Raw genomic sequence first — 11,009 nt, forward strand, 5'->3', positions numbered from 1 at the left:
GAAGCAATCCAGAGCCCCAAGAGAAGTCTGGATTGCTTCGTCGCTTCGCTCCTCGCAATGACGAAGGAAGGGGGTTGTCGCGTTTCACGCCCTTCTGAGCTCGCAATCAGAACTTGAGATTGGCAAAGATCCGCACGCCGATGCCGGGCAGCAGCACCTCATCCTTGGTGTAGGACACGGAGTTGCGGATCTTTTCGTTCAACAGATTGTTGCCGACGAGGCCGACCAGCATCTCGCGCGCGCCGAACATGTTCGGATTGAGCTTGGTCCGGTAGCTGACCTCGGCCTTCAGCAGGTTGTAGCCCGGCGTCGGTGTCTCCGCGATCGGTGCGATGTCGTTCTGGGCGAAGGCGTGCAGCAGGTTGATGCGGGTCAGCCAGTTGGCATCGCGCCAGAACAGGCCGCCGCCGACGCGCATCGGCGGAATCCGCGGCACGTTGGTGCCGTCGGAGAAGGTGGCGCGGACGACGTCGAACTGGTTCTCGATGCCCCAGATGCCGCTGCCGAGCGGAGCGACATCGAACTGGCTCTGGAACTCGAAGCCGCGGAACAGCGCGTTGCGCTGCGAGTAGACCGCCTGGTTCAGCTCGGTGCCGGTGGTGCCGCATGAGGCAAAATCGTCGCCGCACATCACGCCGGTCAGCCGGCGATAGATGAAGTTACTGAACTGCGTGTAGTAGGCCGTGGCTTCGAAGCGGAACGGGCCGGTGGCCTTGCGCAGCCCGGCCTCGACGGTTTTGGCCGTCTCGATGGTCAGGTTCGGATTACCGATGTCGAAGGTTGCGGTCGCATCATGGCCGCCGCGCGAGAACAGCTCGGCTGGCTTCGGTGCGCGCTCGACATATTGCGCGGTCACGCTCGCCACCAGATCGCCCGGCAGGTTCTGCAACAGGCCGACGCTCGCGCTCTTCGGCGTGTACGACGGATTGCGGGCGATGTTGGCTTGCGGCGTGCCGTCCGGCAGATAGTCGACCGGAAAGTTCGGTGTGGAGCCGTTCAGCGCGACGTGCTCGATCCGGCCGGCGACCTGCGCCTTGGTCGAGGGCGAGAAGGCGAACTCATTGAAGACATAGCCGGCGACGCGATTGTTGGTGTTGGGGCCGAACAGGCCGTTGAACACCGAGCCGGGGTTGTCGGGGCTCGGCGCATTCAGCTCCTGGTGCCCGGCCTGCACGCCATAGGCGGTCGTCAGCGTGGCGAAGCGCAGATTGACGGGCATCATCTGCATCTCGACGCGCGCTTCCTGCTCGCGATTGGTGAAGGTCTGGCGCACGCCATCGGTGGTCGGGTCGGTGACGGCTGCAAGGCCGAGCTCATTGTGCCGATAGTCTGTCGCGCCGGCCCAGAATCGGATCGCATCGATCGCCGCGGAGTCCGGGCGATACTCGCCCTTGGCGGTGATCTTGGTCTGGTGTGCGTCGATCCGGGTCCGGCTGTCGGCGCCGTCGATGCCGGGGATGTGGTAGAGCGCATCGGTCTGCTGGATCGCCGCGCCGATGAAGCCGCCGGTGAAGAAGTAGCTGCCGCCGATCGAGGCGCCATCGTTCTGCACGGCGGAGTTCGGCTGCCGGCCGTTCACCGGGCGGGTCTGGTCGAACAGATAGGGGTAGCCCGGAATCGAATAGTCGCCGGTCTTGCGGCCGTAGGCATCGGCATGAAGTGCGAAGTTGCCGCCGCCGGCATCGAGCAGCACGCCGCCCTCGACGCCGCGGTCGACCGAGCTGAACGAGGTGCGCGTTTCCGCGGTGACGCAAGGCGCGCTGCCCGCGGCCGGCGCGCTCGCCGGCAGGCCATAGGTCTGGAACGGCGCGGTCGAACAGGTCGGCAGGGCCTGCGGAATGCGGTTGTTGGTGGCGCTGACGACGCCGCCGATCGAGGTGGAGCCGTAGCGCAGCGCCGCGGGGCCGCGGACGACCTCGATCTGGTCGCTGGTGAGCGGATCGATCGGCACGAAATGATCTTCGCCGAGATCGGACGCACCGCCGCCGCCGATGCCGTTCTCGACGATACCGACGCGGTTGACGTCGAGGCCGCGGATGATCGGCCGGCTCGAGGCGCCCGGCGCGAAGCTCGATCCGGTAATGCCGGGTTTCGAATTGAGAAGGTCGCCGAGCGTGGCGGCGCCGGAGCGGCGAAGCTCCTCGTTCGGCACCACGGTGACGGTTGCGAACTGGTCGGTGACGACAGGCAGCACGCCCTGTTGCGGCGGCGGTGGCGCTGATTGTGCTTCTCGCGCTGGCGTCGGCGCACGGGGCCCGCGCGCGACGCGCGCGGTAGGATTGGGCCGCGGCACCACCGGCTTCCGTGCCCGGATCGGGCTCGGCGCTGTCACGTTGACCTCGGGCAACTCGGCCGCCGGCTTCGGATCGTCAGCGCGCGCGGGCGCACCCAAAACGCACAACATGGCTGCGGCGCTGCAGCCCGACATCAAGGCTCTCGACAACATCCTTCAATTCCTGATCCTGATCAGGCGTCCCACGTCTTTCGTTGCTGGCGGGATGCGCCTGCCGTCGGCTTGCGACGGACCCATTCCTGCACGCTGCCGCCGTGCGCGTGAGCGCAACCGTGGCGGCGTTTCGAGCGGTTCAGATCAGGCGATGGGAGGAGCGCGCGGCTGGAAGGCGGTGTCGACGACGACAGCCGCGACAGTGGCGGTGATCGCATCGGGCAGACGAAATGCGACCGCTTCAGGAGGCGTCAGAACGGGCGTCGGTGACAGCAGGATCGATTGCGCCATCGCCATGACGGCGCAGATGGCGCAGCCATCAGCGGAGGGCTGCTGGTCGGGGTCCTGGCTTGCGGGAGAGGAGCCGGTAAGGGCCTGTGCGGTCGTGATACGACTGCCGTCCAGGCTCTGCGTGGAGAGCCAATGAACATGGCCGAACGCGAGCGCGAATTGCAGCACCAGCGCCAACAGCGCGAGCCGCGAGACATCTTTGATGTTCGCGCGAAACCAGCTCATCGCCAGCTCTGGCTCATGTGATCTGGCTCATGTGAATAGGCTACCCCGTTCGGCTGAGAGGCTCAGCCTTTGTTACAATGTAACATCGCAGAGGCGCCTCTTAGCTGTCAATCAGAGCGCCGCGGCAACGGATGAAATCCCCGTCGCTGTGCCCTTCGCGCCACGTCGCGCGCCGCCGTGGTGCGCGTGTGTCTTCGTGTCAGCGTCCCTCGCGCACCCAGGTCGCGGCGAGCGCGCCGAGCAGCAGCAGCAGGCCGATCACGCCGGCGAACATCGGCAGCACGCCGACGCCCTTGACCACGCTGGCGTCGCGCATCCGCACGCCCATCCAGCCGTCGCCGCTGAACAAGGTCGACGACCTGACGGGGACGATGCGCGGCAAGTCGATGCCGGATCCGTCGGCGATGCGGCGGGCGTCGCCGCCGGTCGCCTGTGCCAGCGGCTTCAGGGTTTCGGTGGTCGAGGTGACCTCGGAGAATTCCTTCGGATTGGTCGGGCCGACATTGATCAGCGCCTTCAGAGTGCCGTCGGTCGCCTGCCACAGGCCGAGCTCGTTGGCGGGCAGGGTCGCACGCCATTCGCCGGGATCACCCTGGCTCAGAGTGAGCTCGCGCGTGGTGCCGGACGGCGAGGTCACGGTCACCGGCGGGACGGTGTCGCCCATGGTCTGGCGGATGACGGCGAGATCCTTGCCTTGAATCTGCAGCCGCAGCGCTTCCTCGTCGAGATCGGGCTGCTGCATCAGCCAGTGCGACATGCGCCGGAGCAGGTCGAGATGCGGGCCGCCGCCTTCATAGCCGCGCGCCCACAGCCAGATGTGGTCGGACAGCAGCAAGGCGACGCGGCCGGCGCCGAAGCGCGACAGCAGCAAGAGCGGCTTGCCGTCGGCGCCGGTCATGACCGGCGGACTGACCGCATTGCGCGTCTCGACCGTGCGGAAGAAGCGGCTCCAGCGCGGCGGCTCGGAGCCCGAGCCCTCGAGGCCGCGCGTAACCGGATGGCGTTTGCCGGCGTCAGATAGATGCGCATAGAAGGGCTTCTCGGTGACGCCGACCGGCTCGGCGGGCAGCACCGAATCGAGCGGTGTGCGCCAGATGCTGGTGTTGGAGGCGTAGTCCGGCCCGGCCGAGACCAGCACCGCGCCGCCATTGCGCACGTAGCGCGCGATGTTGTCGAAATAGGCGATCGGCAACACGCCCTGCCGGGCGTAGCGGTCGAAGATGATCAATTGGAATTCGTTGATCTTCTGCTGGAACAGCTCGCGGGTCGGAAACGCGATCAGCGACAGCTCGTTGATCGGGGTGCCGTCCTGCTTCTCCGGCGGCCGCAGGATCGTGAAGTGGACGAGATCGATGCTGGCGTCCGACTTCAACAGGTTGCGCCAGGTGCGTTCGCCCGAATGCGGCTCGCCCGACACCAGCAGCACGCGCAGCTTGTCGCGGACGCCATCGATCGAGACCACGGCGCGGTTGTTGACGAGGGTCAGCTCGTTGTCGAGCGGCGATGCCTCGATCTCGACGATGTTCTGGCCTTCGTGCTTGATGTCGACGTCGACATTGGCGGCTTGGCCGCTGGTCAAGGTGCGCTCGCTGATGACCTCGCCGTCGCGCCGGATCACGACCTTGGCGCTGGCGCCGCTGACGCCCTGGTCGTCGAGCCGGAAGCTGATCGTCTGCGGCTGGCCGACGATGCCGAAGCGAGGGGCGGCGGTGATCGCGACGCGGCGGTCACGTTCGGCCTTCTGGCCCGTGATCAGGGCCTGCAGCGGAGCCTGGAAGCCGAGCGCGGCGACGTTGCCGGGAATGTCGTGCACGCGGCCATCCGTGATTAGGAAGGCGCCCGCGACCCGATCGACAGGGACGTCCGACAGCGCCGAGGTCAGCGCGCTGAACAGATGCGTGCCGTCGGTCTCGCCGTCGGCCTGGCCGGCATCGACGACGCGGACCTCGAGGCCCTTGATCTTCTTCAAGCTGTCGACCAGCGACTCCTGGGCCGCCTGGGTCTGCTTGTTGCGGTCACCGAAATTCTGGCTCGGGCTCTTGTCGACCACGACGGCGGCGACCGAGCTCAGCGGCTCTCGGTCCTCGCGCGTGAACTGCGGATTGGCCAGCGCGAGCGCGATCAAGGCGAGCGCGGTGACGCGGATCCAGGCCGAGCGCGAGCGGCCGAGCAACAGGAGCGCGGCGATGACGACGATCGCGCCGATCGCGAGCCACAGCACGACCGTTGGGACCAGAGGCGTGAATGCGATGCCGTAATTCATGAGGCAAACTCGCTGGCTTCGTCATGGCCGGGCTTGTCCCGGCCATCCACGTCATTCCCTCGGAAAAGAGGGGCGTGGATGCCCGGCTCAAGGCCGGGCGTGACGACGGATGTTTTGGCGCGGCTGCGCGTGGCTATTGTCATCACTGCCCAAGCCGTTCGATCAGCGCCGGCGCGTGCACCTGGTCGGCCTTGTAGTTGCCGGTCAGCGTGTACATCACGATGTTGACGCCGGCGCGGAAGGCGAATTCGCGCTGTCGCGGCTCGCCGGGAACCATCGGCAGCATGGCCTGGCCGTCGGGGCGGATGGCCCAGGCGCCGGCGAGGTCGTTGGAGGTGATGATGATCGGTGAGACGCCGTCGCCGCCGCGCGCCGGACGCGAGGCGCTGTCCTCGTCCTCGTCTTTCGGCAGCGCCTCGACCCAGGTCTGGCCCGCGGTGAAGCGACCGGGGAAGTCGCGCAGCAGGTAGAACGTCTTGGTCAGCACGTGCTCGCGCGGCACCGGCTCGAGCTCGGGCACGTCGAGCGAGGAGAGAATCTCGCGCAGCGACTGCATGCCCGGGGTCTGCTGCGCGCCGTTGTCGCCGGGCGGCGCCTCGACCGCATCCCGGGTGTCGAAGATGACCGTGCCGCCCTGTTTCATGTAGGCGTCGATCTTGTTGATCGCGTCCTGCGGCGGCTTCGGCGTGCCCGGCACGATCGGCCAGTAGATCAGCGGGAAGAAGGCGAGCTCGTCATGCGCGGGATCGATGCCGACGGGGTCGCCGGCCTCCAGCGCCGTGCGCTGGGCCAGGAACAAGGTCAGTCCGGTCAGGCCGGCCTTGACGATGGAATCGACGTCGGCATTGCCGGTCACGACATAGGCAAGCCGCGTCTGCGACACCGCGCGCATGGCGAAATCGTCGCTGGCGGCGTCGGCGCGCGCGGCCGTCGGCATCGCGACCGCGAGCAGGGCGCCCGTTGCGAGAATCGCCAGAGCGACTGCCGCGGGTGCCGCACGCCGCCGCCGTGTGAGCGAGGCCAGCACACCGCCGAGCAGCGCCACGATGACGGCATCGATCAGGAACAGCAGCAGCGCAGTCGAGAGCAGGATGCCCCGGAGATCGCGCGGCTCCGCCGTGGTGTAGCTGGCACGCTTGGCGCGCAGCGTCGACGTGTCGAGCTGCAGAATGCGATCGGCGGGGCTGAGCGTGTTCACTGCGGTGGGTCCCTCGGCTGGGCCATAGAATCCGGGTGGATGATCCAGCGAAGCCCGGTCGTTGAAATCGGCCGGCAGCGGCTTGGCGGTCGAAGGCGGCGGTCCGAAGGCGCCGAAGCCGTCGAGGATGTGCAGCGGCGCCAGCGTGGCCTTGGCGGTCTCACCCGCGGGACCAGGGCCCGGCGTCGAGGTGTAGCCGGACATGTCGACGATGCGGCGGAGCATCTCGACCATGGCGCCGGACATCGGCAGATCGGACCAGCGCATGTCGGCGCTGACGTGGAACAGCGCGATCAGGCCCTTGCCGCGATGCTCGCCGGTGACGAGCGGCGTGCCGTCCTCCAGCGAGGCCCAGCTCTTGGTCGCCAGCACGGCGTCGGGCTCGGCGAGGACCTGGCGATTGACCGTCACGTCCTTCGGGACGGTGATGCCGGCGAACGGGCCGTCGGCAGCGAACGCGGCTAGATGTTGCGGCTTCTCCCAGGTCAGGCTGCCGCCCAGGGTGCGGCCGCCGCGGCGCAGCTTGACCGGCACGAGATCGTCGTCGCCCTGCGCCAGGCGCGGGCCGGCGAAGCGCACCAGCACGCCGCCATTCTCGATCCAGCCGTTGAGACGGTCGCGCAGCTCCGGCGACAGCGTGCCGACGTCGGCCATCACGATCATCGGCACCTTCTGGTCGAGGAACTGCGTGATGATCTGCTGCGGCGCGCCGCGATCACCGAGCCGGAGATCGGCGAACGGCGCCAGCGCGCGGGTCAGATAGAAGGTCGGTGCGAGCAGCGGCTGGGCGGTGTCGCTGGTCGAACCCGAGACGATGCCGACGGCGCGGCGGCGCCAGCGCTTGTCGAGCAGTTGCACGGCGCCGGCCGAGCGCTCGCCCGCAATCTCGAGCCGGGTGATGTCGTTGCGCAGCTCGACCGGCAGATCGAAGCTCGCTTCGGCGTCGTGCGCGCCGGCGGCAAAGCTGAATGGCGCCTCGCCGAGCGGCGAGCCCTTGGCATCGAGCGCGCGCACGATGCCGCCCGGGACGGAGAGATCCGCGCGCAGCACCTTCACCGTCATCTTGGCTGCGGCGTTCTCGGCGCCGGCGAGCGCCAGCGGCGAGGTCGTGCCGCCCTCGAACACGGTCAGGCTGCGGTCGCCGATCGTCTTGGCAAGACCCGTCACGAACTCGCTGCCGCGGCCGGGATCGACGCCGTCGGAGAACCACATGATCTCGGCATCGCCGGTCGCTTTCAGGAAGCGATCGAGCTGCGGCAGCGCATCGGCGCGCTCGGTCGTGTAGGCCTTGGGCGCGATCTGGCGCAGCGCGACGCGCGCCGCGCCGGCTGGCATCAAGGTGAGGTCGCGTGCGGGCTCCGATAGCGGCATCAGCGCGACGCCGCGGCGGTCGGCATCGGCATTGGCGATGATCTCGTCGGCGGCCCTGATGCGCGTGTCCCAGCTTGCGGCTGCGCTCCAGCTGTCGTCGAGCAAAAGCACAAGCGGCGCCTTGCTGCCGACGGCCTCGGTGCGCGGATTCCAGATCGGGCCGGCCGCAGCGAAGATCACCAGCGCCGCCGCGATCAGCCGCAGCAGGGTGAGCCACCAGGGCGAGCGCGACGGCGTCTCTTCCTTGGGCGTGATGTCGAACAACAGCCGGGTCGGCGGAAACTCGATGCGGCGCGGCCGCGGCGGCATCACCCGCAGCAGCCACCACAGCACCGGCAGGCTGATGAGCCCGGTCAGCAGCAAGGGTTCGGCGAACGACAGCGGTAGGCCCATCATGCGCCGAGCCCTCCGGGGCCCGCGCCCACTTTGACGCTGCCGCGCGCGCTACCTTTGGCCGTGGTCATGCCGGCATGCAGGAACAGCAGCAGCTCGGCGGCCGAGCGGCTGGTGGTGTGGGTGGTGAACAGCCAGTCGAGCTTGCCGGTCTCGGCGCGGATCTGGTCGCGATGCAGTGCCACGCGGGCGACGTAGTCCTGCGCCCAGCTCTCGGCGCGGCCGGCCGTGATCACCTCGCCGCCTTCCGGCTCGACGAACTCGACGCGGCCGGAATAGGGGAAGGTCTCCTCGGCGGGATCGACGACCTGGACCATCGTGCCGTGCGCGCCCGACGCGGACAGGCCGGCGAGCATGGCGCTGATCTCGGAGATCGGCGACCAGAAATCCGACAGCACGACGATCTCGGCGAGCGCGGACGGCACGAAGGAGGGCGGCAGGCTCGGCCTGATCGTCTCATCATGCAGCATCGCCTGCGCAATGCGGTCGATCACGTTGCGGCTCCCGGTCGGATTGATCAGGCCGGGAATGCCGACGCGTTCGCCGCCGGCCACCAGCAGCTCGGCCAGGGCAAAGGTCACGATCAGCGCGCGCTCGAGCTTGCTGTCGCGCGCGCCCTTCGACGCGAAGGCCATCGACGGCGAGCGGTCCGGCCAGATCCACACGGTGTGCGCGGCCTCCCATTCCTGCTCACGGACGTAGAGATGATCGTCGCGCGCGGAGCGGCGCCAGTCGACGCGCTGCGACGGCTCGCCGGAGACGAAGCGGCGGTACTGCCAGAAGCTTTCGCCGGAGCCGGCGCGGCGACGGCCATGCAGACCATGGATCACGTTGGCGGCGATCTGGCGCGCTTCCAGCACCAGCCGCGGCAGCGACGACGCCAGCGTCCGGCTTTCGCCATCGGCACGCCGGATTGCGAGAATCTCCGTGTCGGCGTGCCCTGTCGCTGCGGCCATCAGCCAATCCGGCTCTTCAGTTGCCGGATCACGTCCGGAATGGTGCGTCCCTCGGCGCGGGCCGGGAAGGTGAGCGCCATGCGGTGCTTGAGCACGGGCTCGGCGAGATCGAGCACGTCGTCGATCGAGGGAGCGAGGCGGCCGTCGAGCAACGCGCGGGCGCGCACCGCGAGCATCAATGATTGACTGGCGCGCGGACCCGGGCCCCAGGCGATCAGCTTGCCGGCGTCGCCGGCCTCCGGGCCGGGGCGGGCGGACCGCACCAGCGACAGGATCGCCTCGACCACGGAATCGCCGACCGGCAGCCGGCGCACCAGCCGCTGCGCAGCGATCAGCGCGTCTGCGGTCATCGCGGCCTTGGCGCCGCTCTCTTCGGCTCCCGTGGTCTCGAACAGGATGCGGCGCTCGGCGTCGCGATCGGGATAGTCGACGTCGATCTCCATCAGGAAGCGGTCGAGCTGGGCCTCGGGAAGCGGATAGGTTCCTTCCTGCTCCAGCGGATTCTGGGTCGCGAGCACATGGAAGGGCTTCGGCAGGTCATGACGGGCGCCTGCAACCGTGATGTGCTGCTCCTGCATGGCTTGCAGCAGTGCCGACTGCGTGCGCGGGCTGGCGCGGTTGATCTCATCCGCCATCAGCAGTTGCGCGAACACCGGGCCGGCGATGAAGCGGAACGAGCGCTTGCCGCCGGCGCTCTCGTCGAGCACCTCGGCGCCGAGAATGTCCGACGGCATCAGGTCCGGCGTGAACTGGATGCGCTTGGCATCGAGGCCGAGCGTCACGCCCAAGGTCTCGACCAGCTTGGTCTTGGCGAGGCCGGGGACGCCGATCAGCAGCGCGTGGCCACCGGACAGGATGGTCACCAGCGTGTTTTCGACCACGCGGTCCTGGCCGAAGATGACGCTGGAGATCGCATCCTTTGCCGCTCGGATCTGGCCGGAGACCTGTTCGGCCGACCGGACGATCGCATCCTCGAGCTTCTCGGCACTCTCAGCCATTCCCGCGCTCCTTCTGCCCCGCATCTTGAACTTTCGGACGGACGTTCCGCTCCAGTTTGCCGGGACACGGATGCCAACCTATGCGAAGGCGCTGTATTCGTTGAGTTAAACTATCCCCATATTATCGGCATTACGGGGTATTGACGGCATCACGTTATGGCGACCTTACATGACCTGCAGGGCCGCCAGGAACTTTTGCACAGACGACGGCGATGGAATCCTGCACCAATCGTGCCAAGGTGGACGCAAACTCAAGGCAAACCATGGCGAAGCAAGGGCAGACCACCGACAACGGACTCGATCGGCTGACGTCGGCGGCAACGCAGGCTGGCACATCCGCAAAAGGACTGCCGCCGGTGCATTTGTGGAATCCGCCATTCTGCGGCGATCTCGACATGCGAATCGCCGGTGATGGTAGCTGGTACTACATGGGCACGCCAATCGGGCGGCCTGCGCTGGTGCGGCTGTTCTCGACGATCCTCAAGCGCGAGGGTGATCGCTATTTCCTGGTCACGCCGGTGGAGAAGGTCGGCATCCGCGTCGATGATGCCCCCTTCACGGCCGTAGAAATGCGGACGGAGAGCGATGCGCGCGGGCCGCTGCTGCATTTCCGCACCAATGTCGACGACTGGGTCGCGTGCGATGCCGAGCACCGGCTGCGCTTCGAGCCTGGCGAGAGCGGCGGCCTGACGCCCTATCTGCATGTGCGAGCCGATCTCTGGGCCAAGGTGACGCGGGCGCTGTACTACGAGCTTGTTGACATGGGTGAGGAGCGGATGATCGATGGTCGTGTGATGTTCGGCGTGGGGTCGGGCGGCGCGTTCTTCCCCATGGCCGACGCAGAAGAGGTGAGGGCGGCGCTTTGAAC

General features: G+C 67.8%; 7 protein-coding genes. 1 reads left to right on the plus strand and 6 read right to left on the minus strand.

Annotation, left to right across the window (positions count from 1 at the left end):
* Positions 1 to 106 precede the first annotated feature (106 nt).
* From QW881_RS09280 to QW881_RS09305, 6 genes are all read right to left on the minus strand, one after another.
* Entirely contained in the window at positions 107 to 2,428 is a 2,322-nt protein-coding gene (locus QW881_RS09280) for a TonB-dependent receptor (RefSeq protein ID WP_315757015.1), read from the minus strand.
* 162 nt (positions 2,429 to 2,590) lie between these two features.
* Positions 2,591 to 2,962, minus strand: a complete 372-nt coding sequence (locus tag QW881_RS09285; RefSeq protein WP_315757016.1) for a DUF2946 family protein — start codon at positions 2,960 to 2,962, stop codon at positions 2,591 to 2,593.
* Positions 2,963 to 3,161: 199 nt separating this feature from the next.
* Entirely contained in the window at positions 3,162 to 5,225 is a 2,064-nt protein-coding gene (locus QW881_RS09290) for a hypothetical protein (protein WP_315738360.1), read from the minus strand.
* Positions 5,226 to 5,367: 142 nt separating this feature from the next.
* A complete protein-coding gene (locus QW881_RS09295) occupies positions 5,368 to 8,190 on the minus strand; it encodes a DUF4159 domain-containing protein (RefSeq protein WP_315757017.1) in 2,823 nt (940 codons plus the stop codon).
* A complete protein-coding gene (locus QW881_RS09300) occupies positions 8,187 to 9,143 on the minus strand; it encodes a DUF58 domain-containing protein (RefSeq protein ID WP_315757018.1) in 957 nt (318 codons plus the stop codon). Before QW881_RS09300 ends, QW881_RS09295 begins: the two co-directional genes overlap by 4 nt.
* The gene (locus QW881_RS09305; protein WP_315738357.1) at positions 9,143 to 10,141 is read right to left on the minus strand and encodes a MoxR family ATPase; all 999 of its coding nucleotides are present in this window, start codon (positions 10,139 to 10,141) and stop codon (positions 9,143 to 9,145) included. Before QW881_RS09305 ends, QW881_RS09300 begins: the two co-directional genes overlap by 1 nt.
* 263 nt (positions 10,142 to 10,404) lie before the next feature.
* Here QW881_RS09305 and QW881_RS09310 point away from each other — a divergent pair, with 263 nt between their 5' ends.
* On the plus strand, positions 10,405 to 11,007 hold the full coding sequence (locus QW881_RS09310) for a DUF1285 domain-containing protein (RefSeq protein WP_315757019.1): 603 nt from the start codon (positions 10,405 to 10,407) through the stop codon (positions 11,005 to 11,007).
* The last annotated feature ends 2 nt before the right edge of the window (positions 11,008 to 11,009 follow it).

The organism is Bradyrhizobium sp. SZCCHNS3016 (assembly GCF_032484535.1).
Taxonomy (GTDB): Bacteria; Pseudomonadota; Alphaproteobacteria; order Rhizobiales; family Xanthobacteraceae; genus Bradyrhizobium.